Consider the following 16,729-nt stretch of genomic DNA (forward strand, 5'->3'; position numbering starts at 1 on the left):
GTCGCTGTTTGTGCATGACCCGGGCGGGCTCGGCCTTCCTCCGAGCCCGCCACTCCGGCTCCCCTCCGGAGCCGGACCCACGTCATGCGGTCAGCGCTGAAGTGTCAGCAGACCCGGCCGATAGGGCAGGAGGCCGTAGTCGCCGGCCGAGTTGGGGCTACGCCCCTGGTAGAGCAACTGCAGACGGCACGGATCGACGGTCATGGTCTGATCGGGGCCGGTGCGGATCAGTTCGCCATGGCTGATGTCGTCGGTCCAGGTGGCGCCGCTGTTGGCCTTGCCCGCGAAGGGGTTGCTCTCGGTCGCGGCCTGAGGTGTCCATGAGCCGTTCAGGCTGGTGGCCGTGAAGGAGCGGAAGTACCGGCCCTGCGAGCCGATCGCTTCGACGATCATGAGGTAACGGTCCTGGCCCTGGAGCTTGTAGACCTGCGGGGCTTCGAACAGGTTGTTCGTCGTATCGCTCATGATCACTGTCGAGTTCGTGCCGAAACTGCCCGGGAAGTTCCCGATCGGCATACTGGCCCGGTAGATCTTGCCGTTGTCACCGGCGAAGAACAGGTACATGTTCGTCCCGTCACCGATGAGCGTCTGGTCGATGGGCCCCGTTCCGGAGCCGGTGATGCCTCCGGAGAACAGCACCTGCTCCGATGACCAGCCATTCGGGTTGGCGGGGTCGCTCGACGTCCGGTAGGAGAAGGACGTCCCACCCCACTGGTAGGCGAGCACCCAGATGTTCTTCGGCGCGAAGTAGAAGAGCGTGGGCGCGACGGTGGAACTCGACATCGCGTTCTGCCCGGCCGAGCCCATCTCCGACCAGTCGGTGAAGGGGCCGAAGTTCATCGACCCCCACCTCGTCCCCGTGTCGTGCGTCGTCGCGTAGACGAGTTGCCTGCCGTTGTAGGGGACGACGGTGAAGTCCTTGAGCGAGGCCCAACCCGGCTTGGGCTGTGCCAGCGCGCCCGTCGATGTCCAGCGGTACGTCGACGGCAGAGCGCACGCGCCGGGGTTACCGCCGCCGACCTTGACGAGCTGCCACTGCTGGTTGCCGCCGCCCCAGTCGTCGTACTGGACGATGTTCGCGTTGTCGTCAGTGGAGGCGCCCTGTACCTCCAGGGCCTTGTTGCTGTGACGCGCGACGAGCCTTACGTATCCGTCCGGGCTGTCGGCCAACCGCCACTGCTGGTTGGTGCCGTTCAGGTCGGCCCACTGGACGACCGGCCCGCCGTTGGCGGTGGACCCGTTGTGGACGTCCAGCACCTTGCCGGAGTGGCGGGACTTGATGCGGTAGTAGCCGCCGCCGGAGTCGACGAACTGCCACTGCTGCTGGCTCTGATCGTTCCTGGCCCACTGGGTGATGCGGGCGCCGTCGCCGGTCGCCAGGTTGTAGACGTCCAGGGCCTTGCGGCTGTTGCGGTTGACCAGCACGTACGAGGCATCGGGGTCGACGGTCGTGGCCGCGCCGGCGGGCTGGGCGCTGAAGAACGCGGCCAGGAGCAGTAAGGGCACGAGGGCGGCCGGCAGGCGTTTCAGGTGGACCGGGGACGGATGGCGAAACCACATCAGAAGAGCTCCTTCGGGGGTGGGGGTGAGGTGATCCCGAGGCACCGCGGGTGTGAAGGCGGCCGCACATGCCGAAGAACGGGTGCTCCGGGCGTTCCTGTCGTGACACTTCGCCGTGGCTGAGGTGAGAGAGGTCTCCGGCCTTCAGCCGTTCCGGGAGGCGGCCGGCATCGGTGGGGTGCCCGCCATGGGGCCTCCGGAGTGGGGAACGCCGGTTCGCGCCCGAAAATATTTCGAAATCCTCTCGAATTCCGTGCTGCCACAAACTAGGAACGCGGGGCTTCTCGGTCAAGACCTCGTCGCCAATCTCTTGGAGAGCAGCGGTTGTTGCCGGGCTTGACAAGCAGTCGCACCGCCCAGAAACTCTTCGAAAGTTTGCGATACCTGTCGCCGGCCCAAGACGTCCGGGCAGAGGAGAGAAGTTGAGCGAGCAGCGTCCGACCCTGGCCGTCATCGCCGCGGAGGCAGGGGTCTCCCAGGCCACCGTGTCCAAGGTGGTCAACGGCCGTTCCGATGTCTCACCCTCGACACGCGAACGGATCGAGGGCCTGCTGCGATCTCGCAACTACCTCCCGCCCGGCCGGCCGGGCAGGGCCCGCAGGTCGGGTCTCGTCGACCTGATCATCGGCGGTCTGGACAGCGCATGGGCGGTGGAGATACTGCGCGGTGTCGAGGCCGAGTGCGCCCGGCGGAGCGTCGGCACCGTCGTGTCGCTCGTCCCGCCGGGCGAGGCCACGCCGTCGAGCTGGGCCGCGCTGCCGGTCCTGCACCACAGTGACGGCGCCATCCTCGTCACCACCTCGGTCACCCACGCCCAGCGCGCCCAGGTCGAACGTGCCGGGGTGGCGCTGGTCGTCATCGACCCGATCGACCTGCCGGGCCATGGTGTGCCGAGCATCGGAGCGACCAACTGGGCGGGCGGCCTCGCCGCCACCGAGCACCTGCTGGAGCTGGGGCACCGCCGGATCGCCACGATCGGCGGACGCAAGGAGATGCTCTGCAGCCAGGCCCGCATCGACGGGTACAGGGCCGCGCTGGAGCGGGCTGGGATCGAGGTCGACCGCGACCTGATCCGGTTCGGCGACTTCCAGCACGAGGGCGGGTTCCGTTGTGCCCGGGAACTGCTCGCCCTCCCCGAGCCGCCGACCGCCGTCTTCGCCGGTAGCGACCAGCAGGCGATGGGCGTCTACGAGGCCGCCCGGCAGGGCGGCCTGAGCATCCCGCGGGACCTCAGTGTGGTCGGCTTCGACGACCTGCCGACGTGTGAATGGCTGTCACCGCCGCTGACGACGGTGCGCCAGCCGCTGGAGGAGATGGGTCGGCTCGCCGCCCGCACACTGTTCCAGCTTCTGGAGCACCAGCCCCTGGTCAGCTCTCGGATGGAGCTCTCGACCGAACTCAAGGTCCGGCTCTCCACGGCCCCGCCCCGCACCTAGAGAAGCCCCTTCCCCGGGCCCTGGCGCGCCCCTCCTGCCCGTGTGCGCGCGATGGACGTTCAGGACGTCATTCGATTTCACGTCGGCTTTCGACAGCGGAGACCGATCGAAGGCGTTCCTGGTCGAAAGGTTTTCGCTACTCAACACACAGCCCAAAGCCCACAACCGGCCCGCTCAGAGGATCAGACCTTCGAAATACTTTCGAAACTCTTGACTTGTTTCCGCGGGATTTCCACACTGAGTCCCGAGGCGATGACGCCCCTCTGCCCGAATTCCGGGCCGGCCTCGCACCTTTACGCCCTGGTGGTGCGCGTCCTTTCCCATGCGGGCGGGGGCGTCGTTCACGCAGATTCATTTCTGCCGCGCACATCCTTCCGTGATTTCCATCCTGGAGGCTCAGTCATGCGCTCACATGCCCTTCCCCCGTCCGCCCTCCGCCGGAGGACCGGCAGACTGTGTACGGCGCTGACCGTCGGCGTCCTCGGTCCGGCCGCCGTGCTGGTGGCGCCGCAGACCTCGCAGGCCGCCGAAAGCACACTCGGCAGCGCGGCGACGCAGAGCGGCCGGTACTTCGGCACCGCCGTCGCCTCGGGCAGGCTCAACGACCCGGCGTACACGACGATCGCGGCCCGCGAGTTCAACTCGGTGACGGCCGAGAACGAGATGAAGATCGACGCCACCGAACCACAGCAGGGCCAGTTCGACTTCACGGCAGGGGACCGCGTCTACAACTGGGCGGTGCAGAACGGCAAGCAGGTGCGCGGCCACACCCTGGCATGGCACTCCCAGCAGCCCGGCTGGATGCAGAGCCTCAGCGGCAGCGCGCTGCGCCGGGCGATGACCGGCCACATCAACGGCGTCATGGCCCATTACAAGGGCAAGATCACCCAATGGGACGTCGTGAACGAGGCTTTCGCCGACGGTAGTTCGGGCGCGCGGCGCGACTCCAACCTGCAGCGCACCGGCAACGACTGGATCGAGGTCGCCTTCCGCACCGCGCGCGCCGCCGACCCGGCCGCCAAGCTCTGCTACAACGACTACAACGTGGAGAACTGGACCTGGGCCAAGACCCAGGCCGTGTACTCCATGGTCCGAGACTTCAAGCAGCGCGGCGTGCCGATCGACTGTGTCGGCTTCCAGTCGCACTTCAACAGCGACAGCCCGTACCACAGCAACTTCCGCACCACCTTGCAGAGCTTCGCCGCCCTCGGCGTCGATGTGGCCGTCACCGAACTCGACATCCAGGGCGCCTCGGGCACGACGTACGCCAACGTGACCAACGACTGCCTGGCCGTCCCGCGCTGCCTCGGCATCACCGTCTGGGGTGTGCGCGACACCGACTCATGGCGAGCGGAGCACACGCCGCTGCTCTTCAACGGCGACGGCAGCAAGAAGCCCGCCCACACCTCCGTCCTCAACGCTCTCAACGCCGCCTCCCCCAACCCCGATCCGAATCCCTCGCCCGGTTCCGGACAGGTCAAGGGCGTCGGTTCAGGTCGCTGCCTGGACGTGCCCGGCGCCGGCACCGCCGACGGCACCCAACTCAACCTGTGGGACTGCAACAACCGCGCCAACCAGCAGTGGACGTACACCGCCGGAGGGGAGCTCAGGGTCTACGGCGACAAGTGCCTGGACGCCGCCGGCACCGGCAACGGCGCCAAGGTCCAGATCTACAGCTGCTGGGGTGGCGACAACCAGAAGTGGCGGCTCGAGTCCGACGGATCCATCGTCGGCGTCCAGTCCGGCCTCTGCCTCGACGCCGCCGGCAACGGCACCGCCAACGGCACCCTGATCCAGCTCTACTCCTGCTGGAACAGCGGCAACCAACGCTGGACCCGCACCTGACCCGCCCCGGCGAAGGGGTGAACCGACTCCGCGCGAGCCCGCGCCGGGCAGCCGGACGCACGACGGCTCCCCTGCCGAGAGCGGCGCCGCGACCTGGACCGAGGTAGGGATCCGGAGGTTCTTCGCACGGTCCCAGCGATACGCCCGTACCGGGGAGTGGAGCCAGGAGGGTCCTGGCTCCACTCCGTCGTCCACCTGGGGTCGAAGGGCCGGGCGTGACCGTCGCCGACTACGCCGAAGGCGGGGCGGTGCTCTTTCTGACCACGAGGCTGGTCGCCAGCTCCATGCGCGTCACCGAGGGCGCGCCGGCACGCAGGCGGAGCAGCATCTGGACGGCTTCCTCGCCCATTTCCCGCAGTGGCTGGTGGATCGTGGTGAGGGGTGGGCTCGACCATCGCGCGATCATCACGTCGTCGTAGCCGACGACGGACAGGTCCTCGGGCACCCGCAGCCCGAGCACCCGGGCCGCCTCCATGACGCCGAGCGCCTGCAGGTCGCTTCCGGCGAAGACGGCGGTGGGCCGGTCCGGCATCTGCAACAGGTCCATGGCACGCGCGTATCCGCCCTCGACGTGGAAGTCGCCGAAGCGGACGAGGGCGGCGTCGTGGTCCAGGCCGGCCATGTTCAGGGCGGAACGGTAGCCGTCGAGCCGGGCCAGGGAGCACAGCATGTCCTCGGGCCCGGTGATGATGCCGATGCGGCGGTGCCCGAGGTCGATCAGGTGGCGGGTCGCGGCGACGCCGCCGGACCAGTTCGCCGAGCCGACGGACGGTACGTCCGGTTCGGGGTCTCCCGCCGGGTCGACGATCACGAAGGGGATCGACCGCGCGTCGAGCTGCCGCTTGACGGCGTCGGGGAGGGAGGAGAACACCAGGACCACGCCGATCGGCCGGCGCTGCAGCACTCCTTCGATCCAGTCCGGCGCGGGGGCGTGCCGGGTGCCGCTCTCGGTGAGCACGACGCTCGCCTGGTGTGCCTTGGCGAGGTTCTCCACCCCGCGGATCAGCTCCATCGACCAGGCGCTGTCGAGCTCGTGGAAGACGAGTTCGATGAGGGGCGCCTCCCGAGCGACGCGGGTGGTCCGCCGGTACGAGTGCGCTTCGAGGAGCCGCTCCACCTTGACGCGCGTCCCGGCAGATACGTCCTGTCGGCCGTTGAGGACTTTCGAAACTGTCGAGAGCGACACCCCGGCCTGCTGCGCTACCTCCGCCAGCGTGATGCGCCTGCTCTCCTCGCCATCTCCCATCCGAGCAGCATAAAGCACCCCTCTGCGCCTGGACATGGTCACGCTTCGATAACTCCCCACCGGAGGGTTGACCCGTTCGTCACGCCAACTTTACCGTCCGACGGCAGTGAAGTTTCGACACAACGAGCGAAACTCTTTCGGAAGGTGAGACGATGAAGCGTCACGCACGGCTCCTCAGAACTGCTGTCGTCGGTGGAGCGTCGCTGGCCATGGCGCTGTCCCTGGCAGCGTGCGGCGGCTCGGGGGATTCCGCCGGAGGCGGCTCGGACGAGATCCACGTCCTGGTGTACGGCGATGCCACCAACAAGGTGGAGAAGCAGCTCGTCGACACCTTCAACAAGACGTCGAAGGTCAAGGCGGTCCTCGACACCATTCCCGGCGCCGACTACCAGTCCAAGCTGCAGACGATCATCAGCGGCAAGCAGGCACCGGACGTGTTCTTCAACTGGGGCGGCGGCAGCATCAAGCCCTACGTCGACGCGGGCCTCCTCATGCCGCTCGACGACTTCATCGCCAAGGACCCCGGCCTGAAGTCCCGCTTCCTGCCGTCGGTCTTCGACACCGCGGTCGTCGACGGCAAGCCTTACGGCATCCCCATGCGCGGCACCCAGCCCGTCCTGCTGTTCAGCAACAAGAAGGTCCTGGCGGACGCCGGCGTCACCGCACCGCGCAGCTGGGACGAACTCCTGACCACCGTCAAGGCCCTGAAGGCCAAGGGCGTCACCCCCATCGCCCTCGGCGGCGGAGACAAGTGGCCCACCCAGATGTGGTTCCAGTACATCTACGACCGGGTGGCAGGGCCCGAGCACTTCCAGAAGGCCGTGGACGGGGACAAGAGCGTCTGGGCGAGCGCCGACAGCAAGAAGGCCCTGGGCATGCTCAAGGAGCTGATCGACGCGGGCGGCTTCGGCACCAACTACGACTCGGTCAAGTTCACCGACGGCGGCTCCCCCGCCCTCCTCGCCACCGGCAAGGCCGCCTTCGAGCTCATGGGCTCCTGGGAGTACTCCACCCTCCAGGACGCCTACCCGGACTTCGTGAAGAACGACCTCGGCTACGGCACCTTCCCGACGGTCGAGGGCGGCAAGGGCGCCCCGGACAACCTCGCCGGCAACACCAACAACTACTACTCGGTCCTGAAGACGACCAAGCATCCCGAAGCCGTCGCCGCGTTCCTGAAGCTCATGTACTCGGACCAGTTCGTCAAGGGCCAGCTGGGCATCGGCAACCTGCCGACCACCACCAACACCCAGCAGTTCCTGGACGGCTCCGCCAGCCCGGCCTACTCGACGTACCAGTACGACCTGGTGAAGAAGGCCCCCCACTTCCAGCTCTCGTGGGACCAGGCCTTTCCCCCGGCGGCCACCACCACCATCTACCAGGCCGTCCAGCAGTTCTTCAACGGACAGACCGGTCCTGACGCCTTCATCGCCGCCATGCAGAACCTTCCCGCGGCCTGACCCGCGGCCCGACCTCCGGAACGCCTGACATGACCACTGCCGCAGTCCCCACCGTGGACAGCACCGACAAGAGCGTCCGGCGCGGGCGGTCCAGCCGCTCCTCCACCGGTGTGGGCCGCCCGGGCTTCGCCTGGGCGGCGCCCGCCGCCGCCTTCTTCGGCCTGTTCGCCCTCGTCCCGCTCGTCCTGGTCGTCGTGCTGTCCTTCACCCGCTGGAACGGCCTCGGCTCCCCGGAGTTCGTCGGCCTGGACAACTGGAGCCGGCTGCTCGACGACCCCGTGATGGTGAAGAGCCTCTGGCTGAGCCTGTTCCTCACCGTCCTCGGCGTCGTCGTCCAGACGCCGATCAGCATCCTGCTCGGTGTCTGGGCCGCCGGCCGGCAGCGCAACCGGGCCGTCCTCTCCGCCGTCTACTTCGTCCCGCTCCTGCTGTCCATCACCGCCGTCTCCGTCCTGTGGCGCGCCGTGCTCGACCCCAACTTCGGGGTCCCCTCCGAGGCGACGTGGCTCTTCGGCGACGGCAACCTCTTCGGCACGCAGGCCGGCGCCATCGGCGTCCTGGTCTTCGTCAGCACCTGGCAGTTCACACCCCTGCACACGCTGATCTACCAGGGCGCCGCGCGAGCGGTCCCCCAGGTCCTCTACCAGGCCGCCCAGATCGACGGTGCCGGCACGGTCCGCCAGTTCTTCCACATCACGCTGCCGCAGCTGCGCAACAGCATCGTGACCTCGATGGTCCTGATGGTGGTCGGCGGACTCACGACCTTCGACACCGTACTGATCCTCACCCAGGGCGGACCGGGCAACGACACCACGAACAGCGCCTACTACATGTACCAGAAGGCCTTCAAGAGCTTCGACTTCGGAGCCGCCTCCGCGATCGCGCTGCTCCTCGTCCTCGTCGCCACCCTCGTCTCCCTGGCGATGGTGCGGCTGACCGGCTACGACAAGATGCGCAGCACCATGGAGGGCGTGTGATGAGGGGCCGCCCCAACTACCTCGCAGGTTTCGGCTCGTTGATCTGGCTGTTCGTGGTCGGCCTGCCGCTCTACGTCCTGCTGGTCGCCACCTTCCAGTCCCGGGCGGACTACGCGGCGAACGGTCCCCTCGCGTTCCCCGAGCGCTTCACCCTCGACAACTACGTCAACGACCTCGACCAGGGCTTCGCGCAGTACTTCCTCAACACGGTCGTCGTCACGGTCGCGGTCGTCGGCATCGTCCTGCTCCTCGTGCCGCCTCTCTCGTACGCCATCGTGCGCAGCGACGGCAAGGCCACCGGCCGGGTCTTCCGGCTCTTTCTGCTCGGTCTGGCCATCCCGTCCCAGGCCGTGATCGTCCCGATGTTCTACCTGATCAACGAGGCCGGTCTCTACGACAACCTCCTCGGCGTCGTCCTGCCGACCGCCGCCTTCGCCATGCCCGTCTGCACCCTGATCCTCTCGGGCGTCATGCGGGACATCACGCCCGAGCTGTACGAGGCCATGACCGTCGACGGGGCCACGCCCTGGAGGATCTTCCTCCAGCTGGTGCTGCCCCTGTCGAAGAGCGGTCTGTCCACGGTCGTCGTGTTCTCCTCGCTCCAGGCCTGGAACGGCTTCCTCTTCCCGCTCGTCCTCACCCAGTCCTCGGAGAACAAGGTCATCACGATGGGCCTGTACGACTTCCAGACGGAACACGGCGTCGACATCCCCGGCCTGCTGGCGGCCGTCGTCCTGTCCATGCTCCCCATCCTGCTCGTCTATCTGTTCGCCCGTCGCGCCCTGGTCCAGGGGCTGATGGGAGTCGGAGGAAAGTGACCGACGACGTGGCCACACAGTCTCAAGCCCCGCACCTCGCCTGGCGCGACCCCGCGCTGAGCGCGGAAGCCCGGGTCGACGCTCTGATCCGCGAGATGACCCTGGAGGAGAAGACCGCCCAGCTCTACGGCGTGTGGGTCGGTGCCTCCGACGAGGGCGCCGAGGTCGCGCCGCACCAGCACGACATGGAGGCACCGGTCGACCTCGCCGGTCTGCTGCCCGACGGTCTCGGCCAGCTCACCCGGCCCTTCGGAACCGTCCCCGTCGACCCCGCGCTCGGCGCCCTCTCCCTGATGCGGACGCAAGAGCGGATCACCGCCGCCAACCGCTTCGGCATCCCGGCCGTCGCCCACGAGGAGTGCCTCGCGGGGTTCGCGGCCTGGGGCGCCACCGCCTATCCCGTACCCCTCTCCTGGGGAGCCACCTTCGACCCCGGGCTGGTACGGGAGATGGCCACCGCCATCGGCCGTGACATGCGCGCGGTCGGTGTGCACCAGGGGCTCGCCCCCGTCCTCGACGTCGTCCGCGACGCCCGCTGGGGCCGGGTCGAGGAGACCGTCGGCGAGGACCCGTACCTCGTCGGAACGATCGCCACCGCCTACGTCCAGGGCCTGGAGTCCGCCGGCATCGTCGCCACCCTCAAGCACTTCGCCGGCTACTCCGCCTCCCGCGCAGGCCGCAACCTCGCCCCGGTCGGCATGGGCGCCCGGGAGCTGGCCGACGTGATCCTGCCGCCGTTCGAGATGGCGATCCGGGAGAGCGACGTCCGCTCCGTGATGCACGCCTACACCGACACCGACGGCATTCCCTCGGCCGTCGACGACCGACTGCTCACCGGACTCCTCCGGGACACATGGGGCTTCACCGGCACCGTCGTGGCCGACTACTTCGGCATCGCGTTCCTGAAGACCCTGCACGGTGTCGCCGGTACGTTCGGCGAGGCGGCCGGGGCGGCACTCGCCGCCGGCGTCGACGTGGAACTGCCGACGGTGAAGACCTTCGGTGCCCCGCTCCTGGACGCGGTCCGACAGGGACTCGTGTCCGAAGAGCTCGTGGACGGCGCGGTCCGCCGGGTCCTCCTGCAGAAGACCGGCCTCGGGCTGCTCGACCCCGACTGGAGCCCGATCCCGCCTGTGCTGCGCGGTGCCGACACCACGGCCGGCCCCGACACCCTCCGGGGCACGGTCGACCTGGACCCGCCCGGCAACCGCGACCTGGCCCGCCGCGTCGCCGAACGCGCCGTCGTCCTGCTCCGCAACGACGGCACCCTGCCGCTCGACGCGCGAACTCCCCGCCGGATCGCCCTGATCGGCCCCAACTCCGCGGTCCCCACGGCGGTCCTCGGCTGCTACTCCTTCCCTGTCCATGTCGGTGGGCAACACCCCGACACCTCCCCCGGCATCGACCTGCCCACCCTGCACGAGGCCCTCGTGGCGGAGTTCCCCAGCGCCGAGATCCTCGTGGCGCGGGGAACCGGCATCGACGACGCCGGGACCGAGGGCTTCGCCGAGGCCCTCGCACTCGCCCGCCGCGCCGACGTCGTCGTGGCGGCCCTCGGTGACCGCGCCGGCCTCTTCGGGCGGGGCACCAGCGGCGAGGGCTGCGACGCCGGGTCGCTTGTCCTCCCCGGGGCGCAGCAGCAGCTGCTCGACGCCCTCCTCGACACCGGGACGCCGGTCGTGACGACCCTGCTGGCCGGCCGGCCCTACGCGCTCGGTCGTGGCGCCGACGAGTCCGCCGCGATCCTGCAGGCCTTCTTCCCCGGCGAGGCCGGGACCGCGGCCATCGCCTCGGTCCTCAGCGGGCGGACCGGCCCCAGCGGCAGGCTGCCCGTCACCGTGCCACGCCATCCCGGCGCTCAGCCGTCCACCTACCTCGCCTCCCGTCTGGGCCACGCCAGCGAGGTCTCCAGCATCGACCCGACGCCTGCCTTCGGCTTCGGACACGGCCTCACCTACACGACCTTCGACTGGACCGACCTCGCCGTGGAGGACACCGAGGTTCCCACGGACGGGGAAGTACGGCTCGCCCTCACCGTCACGAACACCGGTGACCGCGCCGGCACCGAACTCGTACAGCTGTACCTCCACGATCCGGTCGCCTCCGTGGTCCAGCCCGTGCAGAGACTCATCGGATACGTACGCGTCGACCTCGCCCCCGGCGAGAGGAAGCGGATCCACGCCGGCGTCCCCACGGACCTCGCGTCCTTCACCGGCAGGACGGGAACGCGCACCGTGGAGCCCGGCGAACTGGAGCTGAGGCTCAGTGCCTCCAGCACGGAGCCACGGCTGATCGCCCAGGTGGTCCTCACCGGCCCGGTACGGCACGTGGACCATCACCGGCGCCTGCACGCCGACTTCGCGATCCACCCGCAGGCCCGCGGGTGACCCGCCGGCCCCGCCGCGCGTGTCGGCGGCGGGGCCGACTCGGCACGCGTACCGTCTGCTCCGACCGCTCCACCGAAACTTTCGGCGCCTTTCGCAGGGCGGTCGGGCGGTTCTCGCGGGTGGCACGCGTCAGGCGCTGGCGCGGGTGACCAGGCGCGTGGGCAGGATCAGCGGGGTGGGGTCCTGCCCGTCGACGAGCGCGACGAGCATGCGCGCCATCTCCCGTCCGAGACCCTCTATGGGCTGGTGAACCGTGGTCAGCGGCGGGTCGGCGACCCCGGCCACGGCCAGGTCGTCGAAGCCGACCACGGCGACGTCACCGGGGACGGACCGGCCGGCCTCGCGCAGTGTGCGCAGCGCGCCGACTCCCATGTTGTCGTTGGCGGCGAACACCCCTTCCACATCGGGGTGGTTCGCCAGCAGGGCGGCCATGGCGTGGGCTCCGCTGCGCTCGGTGAAGTCACCCGCTTCCGGCGGGTACGGTTCGAGGCCCGCCGCCAGCATGGCATCCCGGTAACCGCGGTACCGGGCGCGCCCGACCTCGGTGTCCGGACGTCCGCAGATCGTGGCCACGCGGGTCCGGCCGGCCGAGATCAGGTGCTCGGTCGCCGCGCGGGCTCCGCCGACGTTGTCGACGTCCACGTACCACCGGGGGACAAGACCGACCGGGCGCCCGCCGAACACGACCGGCATCTCCGCCTCCTGGGCCAGGATGGCCAGCGGATCGTCCTCGCGCAGCGCCATCAGCATCACTCCGTCGGCCCCCCTGGACAGCAGAAGCTTCTCCACTCGCCTGCGTCCCCGGTCGGAGGCGGCCAGGCACAGCATCAGGTGCAGGTCGGCGTCGTCCAGGGCGGCCGAGGCCCCCACGATCACCTGGGCGAAGAACGGATCCGCGAAGATCGACGGGTCCTCTCCCGACACGACCAGGGCGGCCGCACCGGTCTGGCGGGTCGCCAGTGCCCGTGCGGTCGGGTTCGGTACGTAGCCGAGTCGGTGGACGGCCCGTTCGACGGCCTCGCGTTTGGCGCGGCTGACGTGCGGGGCGTTGTTGAGCACCCGCGAGGCGACCGACCGCGAGACGCCGGCCAGCTCGGCCACCTCGTCGAGTGTCGACGGCCGGCGTGGCACACCTTCAGCCATGAGCTGCCCTCCTGTCGCGGCCTGAACGCACGGAAGGCTGGGAGCGCTTCCGGATTCAGGACTGTAGAACCTTCTCTCCGCCGTGTGAAGTGCGAGTTGAACGGGGCCACTTGACAGGCCCGACAGTGCGTCACACGATACCCGCCACAACCTCAGGCGTACGGAGCGAGACTTGGGACCGCTTCCAGTGGGAGCGCTTCCACACCTCCACCCACTCGCCTGGTTCGAGGTTCCCGTGCACCGCCCGCTCCGGACGAGAGCGTGCGGCGCGTCCGCCGTCAGGAAGCCGAGGTACCTTCATGCGCCGCAGCATCCGCACCCTCGTGGCAGCTCTTTCCGCGCTGCCGCTGGCCTTGGCCGTCGCGCCGTCCGCCCACGCGGCGGACCCGACGACCATGACCAGCGGGTTCTACGTGGACCCGGACTCCAGCGCGAGGCGGTGGGTCGCCGCCAACCCCGGTGACGGCCGGGCTCCCGCGATCAACGCGTCCCTCGCCAACACCCCCATGGCCCGCTGGTTCGGCGCCTGGAGCGGCACCATCGGCACTGCCACCGGCGCGTACGTGGGGGCGGCCGACCACTCGGACAAGCTGCCCGTCCTCGTCGCGTACAACATCTACAACCGAGACACCTGCGGCGGGCACTCCGGAGGCGGCGCCGCCTCCCCGTCCGCCTACGCGACCTGGATCGCGCAGTTCGCCGGCGGGATCGCGGGCCGCCCGGCCGCCGTCATCCTCGAACCGGACTCCCTCGCGGACTACGGCTGCATGAACGAGGCGCAGATCCGCGAACGCCAGGGCATGATCAGCGGAGCCCTCGCCGAGTTCAACCGCCAGGCGCCCAACACCTGGGTCTACCTCGACGCCGGCAACCCCGGCTGGGTGAGCCCGGCGGCAATGGCCCAACGCCTCCACGAAGCCGGCCTCCGGCAGGCCCACGGCTTCTCCCTCAACATCTCCAACTACTTCGCCACCGCGCAGAACACCGCGTACGGCAACTCCGTCAACAGCGAACTGGCCGCCCGCTACGGCTACACCAAGCCGTTCGTCGTCGACACCAGCCGGAACGGCAACGGCTCCGACGGCGAGTGGTGCAATCCGTCGGGCCGCCGCATCGGCACCCCCACCCAGATGGGAGGCGGCGCCGAGATGCTGCTGTGGATCAAGGCCCCCGGTGAGTCCGACGGCAACTGCGGCGTCGGAACGGGATCATCCGCCGGACAGTTCCTCCCCGAGGTCGCCTACAAGATGATCTACGGCTACTGACCTCGACTCCTGCGGTCCGGTACCTCCCGCCCCGCGACCGACCGGGTCACAGGAACCACCGCCCCGCCTCTCCCCCGCCCTTCGACCAGGAGCCACCATGAAGCCACGCAGCCCACGGCGCCGCGCGACCGCCGCCCTCGCGGCGCTCGCGGCCTGCGCCGCCCTCACCGCGGCGCAGGGGCAGGCGCAGGCCGCCCCCACCGGGGACGGGATCACTCCGACCACACGGTTCTACGTGGACCCGCACAGCAAGGCCGCCCAGCAGGCGATCGTCGATCTCGGGAACGGCGACTTCACGAACGCCGTGAACATGGCCAAGCTCGCGAGCCGGCCACAGGCCCAATGGTTCACCGCGGGCACGCCCGACGAAGTACGGGCCGAGGTCAAGGGTCTCGTCCGCAAGGCCCGGGCGGTGAACCGGACCCCCGTCCTGGTCGCCTACAACGTGCCGGGCCGGGACTGCTCGCAGTACTCCAGCGGCGGAGCCCCCTCCTCAGCCGCCTACCGGCAGTGGATCGACGCCTTCGCCGCCGGCATCGGCGACAGCAGGGCGGTCGTCGTGGTCGAGCCCGACGGCCTGGCCCTCCTCCCCAGGGACTGCGGGCCGGCCGTGGACCCGACCGGCGAACTCACGGCGACCCGCATCGCCGATCTCGCCTACGCGGTCAGGACCATCAAGTCCAAGGCCGGCACCGCGGTCTACCTCGACGCGGGGAACGTCCTGTGGCGGCCCGTCGGCGACATGGCGCGACGGCTCCTCGACGCCGGCGTAGGGTACGGCGACGGCTTCTCCCTCAACGTGTCCAACACCCACCCCACCGAGCACAACGCCAGGTACGGCACGTGGATAGCCAAGTGCATGTGGTTCGCCACCGAGGGGCCCGCGTACGCACGCGACCACACCGACTGGTGCGCCACCCAGTACTACTCGTCCGCCGCGCCCGACGACGGCGTCCCCGGCAACGCCGTCGACTCCGCCGACCCCGCCACCTGGCGCTGGACCGACGCCTGGTTCGACCGGAACGCGGGCACCCCGCCGAGCGATGCGCTGCACCACTTCGTCATCGACACCAGCCGCAACGGCCGGGGCGCCTGGACCCCGGAGCCCGGCAAGTACAGCGGGGACCCGGAGATCTGGTGCAACGCGCCCGGCCGCGGTCTCGGCCCGCGCCCCACCGCCACCACCGGCGTCCCGCTCGTCGACGCCTACCTGTGGATCAAGATCCCCGGCGAGTCCGACGGCAGCTGCACACGCAACACCGGTGGCACGATCGATCCCGAGTACGGCATCGTCGACCCGCCCGCCGGCGCCTGGTGGCCGGACCAGGCCCACTCGCTGGCCCGCAACGCGGCACCGCGGCTGACGTTCGAGCGCTGAGCTGCACCCCTGCCCCAGATCGCGTCCGGCCACGAGAAGGCACCCCCCTCGCGGCCGGGCGCTGCCGGTCGTTCCTCCCCTCCGCGTTCAGAGTTCCGGCGCGAACCCGCGCTCGCGCAGCCAGGACAGTTGGACCGGCGGGTGGGAGCCGCAGCCACCGCCGTGGTCGCCGAACGGCCAGACGGTCATGGTGCGGTCCAGCCCCTGGTAGCGGTTGAAGGCGGCGTAGACCGTCGAAGGCGGGCAGATCGGGTCCATCAGACCGACGCTGAACAGCGCCGGAGCGGTGGCTCGCTGGGCGAAGTGGACGCCGTCGAAGTGGTCGAGGGTGGCGAAGGTCCGCTCCACGCGGTCGCGGCTGTGCCGGCGCGAGTACTCGACGATCTCCGGGTACGGCCCCTCCCCGGTGATCTGCGCGGCCCGGCGGAAGTGGCACAGGAACGGGACGTCCGGCAGCGCCGCCGCCACGCGGTCCCCGGCGAGACCGGCGACGGCGAGGGCCAGGCCGCCGCCCTGGCTGCCTCCGGCCACGACGACCCTCCGGGTGTCGAGCCCGGACAGTTCCGCGACGGCGTCCACCGCGCGCACGCAGTCCGTGATCAGGCGCCGGTAGTAGTAGTTCTCGGGGGAGTCGATGCCGCGGGTCATGAACCCCCCGGCCCACTGCGTGCCGTCGCCCTCGGTGCGGTCCGGCGTGTCGTGGCCCTGGCCCCGGCTGTCGACGACGAGCTGGGCGTAGCCGGCGGCGGACCAGAACAGGTGGTCGGTGGGCAGACCACGACCGCCGCTGTAGCCGATGTACGTGACGACGACCGGCAGGGGACCGTCCGCGCCGCGCGGACGCAGCAGCCAGGCGGCGACCGGCTCGCCGTTCCAGCCCGGGAAGCGCACGTCGTCGACCTCGACGGTGTGCAGCAGGTGCACGGACGTGACTCGTTCGGACTTGACGGTCCCGTCGTAGGACCTGGCTTCGGCGAGGGTGCGCGACCAGAACGCGTCGAAGTCCCGCGGGGCGGGCAACTATGGCCGGTAGGCGACGAGTTCGTCGATCCCGAAGTCGGTGAGCGGCATGGGGCTTCCTCCGGTCGGAGTGTGGACGAGGTGACGGGTCGGCGGGGTTCACGCGACACCGAGGCCTCACGCCTGGCGGGTTGGGGACACAGGCGATCAGCCGGGTCCGGTCAGTCCACCGCCGACTGCACGTCGAAGCGCTT

12 protein-coding genes are annotated in these 16,729 nt (G+C 69.8%); 8 read left to right on the forward strand and 4 right to left on the reverse strand.

What is annotated here, in order from left to right; genetic code table 11:
- Positions 1 to 90: 90 nt before the first annotated feature.
- The gene (locus IE237_RS08675) at positions 91 to 1,560 is read right to left on the reverse strand and encodes a non-reducing end alpha-L-arabinofuranosidase family hydrolase (protein ID WP_189801212.1); all 1,470 of its coding nucleotides are present in this window, start codon (positions 1,558 to 1,560) and stop codon (positions 91 to 93) included.
- 422 nt (positions 1,561 to 1,982) lie between these two features.
- On the opposite strand from IE237_RS08675, the gene IE237_RS08680 reads away from it, so the two are divergent.
- Together IE237_RS08680 and IE237_RS08685 are read left to right on the forward strand one after the other, a co-directional pair.
- On the forward strand, positions 1,983 to 2,996 hold the full coding sequence (locus IE237_RS08680; protein ID WP_189801213.1) for a LacI family DNA-binding transcriptional regulator: 1,014 nt from the start codon (positions 1,983 to 1,985) through the stop codon (positions 2,994 to 2,996).
- A gap of 402 nt (positions 2,997 to 3,398) precedes the next feature.
- A complete protein-coding gene (locus IE237_RS08685) occupies positions 3,399 to 4,841 on the forward strand; it encodes an endo-1,4-beta-xylanase (RefSeq protein WP_189801214.1) in 1,443 nt (480 codons plus the stop codon).
- 229 nt (positions 4,842 to 5,070) lie between these two features.
- Here the strand turns inward: IE237_RS08685 and IE237_RS08690 are convergent, their stop codons facing one another.
- Entirely contained in the window at positions 5,071 to 6,087 is a 1,017-nt protein-coding gene (locus tag IE237_RS08690; protein WP_189801215.1) for a LacI family DNA-binding transcriptional regulator, read from the reverse strand.
- Between the two features lie 152 nt (positions 6,088 to 6,239).
- On the opposite strand from IE237_RS08690, the gene IE237_RS08695 reads away from it, so the two are divergent.
- From IE237_RS08695 to IE237_RS08710, 4 genes are read left to right on the forward strand one after another with little or no spacing between them, the layout of a single operon-like run.
- On the forward strand, positions 6,240 to 7,547 hold the full coding sequence (locus IE237_RS08695) for an ABC transporter substrate-binding protein (RefSeq protein WP_189801216.1): 1,308 nt from the start codon (positions 6,240 to 6,242) through the stop codon (positions 7,545 to 7,547).
- 29 nt (positions 7,548 to 7,576) lie between these two features.
- Positions 7,577 to 8,524 carry a carbohydrate ABC transporter permease gene (locus tag IE237_RS08700; protein ID WP_189801217.1) on the forward strand — a complete coding sequence of 316 codons (948 nt, stop codon included), beginning with the start codon at positions 7,577 to 7,579 and terminating at the stop codon, positions 8,522 to 8,524.
- Complete coding sequence (locus IE237_RS08705; protein ID WP_189801218.1) at positions 8,524 to 9,342, forward strand: carbohydrate ABC transporter permease; 819 nt, start codon at positions 8,524 to 8,526, stop codon at positions 9,340 to 9,342. Before IE237_RS08700 ends, IE237_RS08705 begins: the two co-directional genes overlap by 1 nt.
- Positions 9,339 to 11,729 (forward strand): beta-xylosidase/alpha-l-arabinosidase, encoded by a 2,391-nt coding sequence (locus IE237_RS08710; RefSeq protein WP_370468156.1) that lies wholly within the window; start codon positions 9,339 to 9,341, stop codon positions 11,727 to 11,729. The genes IE237_RS08705 and IE237_RS08710 overlap by 4 nt, the downstream gene beginning before the upstream one ends.
- Positions 11,730 to 11,858: 129 nt before the next feature.
- On the opposite strand, the gene IE237_RS08715 is transcribed toward IE237_RS08710, so the two are convergent.
- Positions 11,859 to 12,872, reverse strand: a complete 1,014-nt coding sequence (locus IE237_RS08715) for a LacI family DNA-binding transcriptional regulator (RefSeq protein ID WP_189801219.1) — start codon at positions 12,870 to 12,872, stop codon at positions 11,859 to 11,861.
- 299 nt (positions 12,873 to 13,171) lie between these two features.
- Here IE237_RS08715 and IE237_RS08720 point away from each other — a divergent pair, with 299 nt between their 5' ends.
- Positions 13,172 to 14,137, forward strand: coding sequence for a glycoside hydrolase family 6 protein (locus IE237_RS08720; RefSeq protein WP_189801220.1), 966 nt, complete (start codon positions 13,172 to 13,174; stop codon positions 14,135 to 14,137).
- A 97-nt stretch (positions 14,138 to 14,234) separates the two neighbouring features.
- The gene (locus IE237_RS08725) at positions 14,235 to 15,515 is read left to right on the forward strand and encodes a glycoside hydrolase family 6 protein (protein WP_189801221.1); all 1,281 of its coding nucleotides are present in this window, start codon (positions 14,235 to 14,237) and stop codon (positions 15,513 to 15,515) included.
- 87 nt (positions 15,516 to 15,602) lie between these two features.
- On the opposite strand, the gene IE237_RS08730 is transcribed toward IE237_RS08725, so the two are convergent.
- Positions 15,603 to 16,535: an acetylxylan esterase gene (locus IE237_RS08730; RefSeq protein WP_229842459.1), complete on the reverse strand. Its 933-nt coding sequence runs from the start codon at positions 16,533 to 16,535 to the stop codon at positions 15,603 to 15,605.
- Positions 16,536 to 16,729: the final 194 nt, after the last annotated feature.

The organism is Streptomyces tanashiensis, assembly GCF_014648895.1.
Classification (GTDB): domain Bacteria; phylum Actinomycetota; class Actinomycetes; order Streptomycetales; family Streptomycetaceae; genus Streptomyces; species Streptomyces tanashiensis.

Excerpts from the sequence above, each read along its gene's own strand:
- IE237_RS08675 (WP_189801212.1), bottom strand. The coding sequence starts at position 1,560 with ATGTGGTTTCGCCATCCGTCCCCGGTCCACCTGAAACGCCTGCCGGCC.
- IE237_RS08685 (WP_189801214.1), top strand. The coding sequence starts at position 3,399 with ATGCGCTCACATGCCCTTCCCCCGTCCGCCCTCCGCCGGAGGACCGGC.
- IE237_RS08690 (WP_189801215.1), bottom strand. The coding sequence starts at position 6,087 with ATGGGAGATGGCGAGGAGAGCAGGCGCATCACGCTGGCGGAGGTAGCG.
- IE237_RS08695 (WP_189801216.1), top strand. The coding sequence starts at position 6,240 with ATGAAGCGTCACGCACGGCTCCTCAGAACTGCTGTCGTCGGTGGAGCG.
- IE237_RS08700 (WP_189801217.1), top strand. The coding sequence starts at position 7,577 with ATGACCACTGCCGCAGTCCCCACCGTGGACAGCACCGACAAGAGCGTC.
- IE237_RS08705 (WP_189801218.1), top strand. The coding sequence starts at position 8,524 with ATGAGGGGCCGCCCCAACTACCTCGCAGGTTTCGGCTCGTTGATCTGG.
- IE237_RS08715 (WP_189801219.1), bottom strand. The coding sequence starts at position 12,872 with ATGGCTGAAGGTGTGCCACGCCGGCCGTCGACACTCGACGAGGTGGCC.
- IE237_RS08720 (WP_189801220.1), top strand. The coding sequence starts at position 13,172 with ATGCGCCGCAGCATCCGCACCCTCGTGGCAGCTCTTTCCGCGCTGCCG.
- IE237_RS08725 (WP_189801221.1), top strand. The coding sequence starts at position 14,235 with ATGAAGCCACGCAGCCCACGGCGCCGCGCGACCGCCGCCCTCGCGGCG.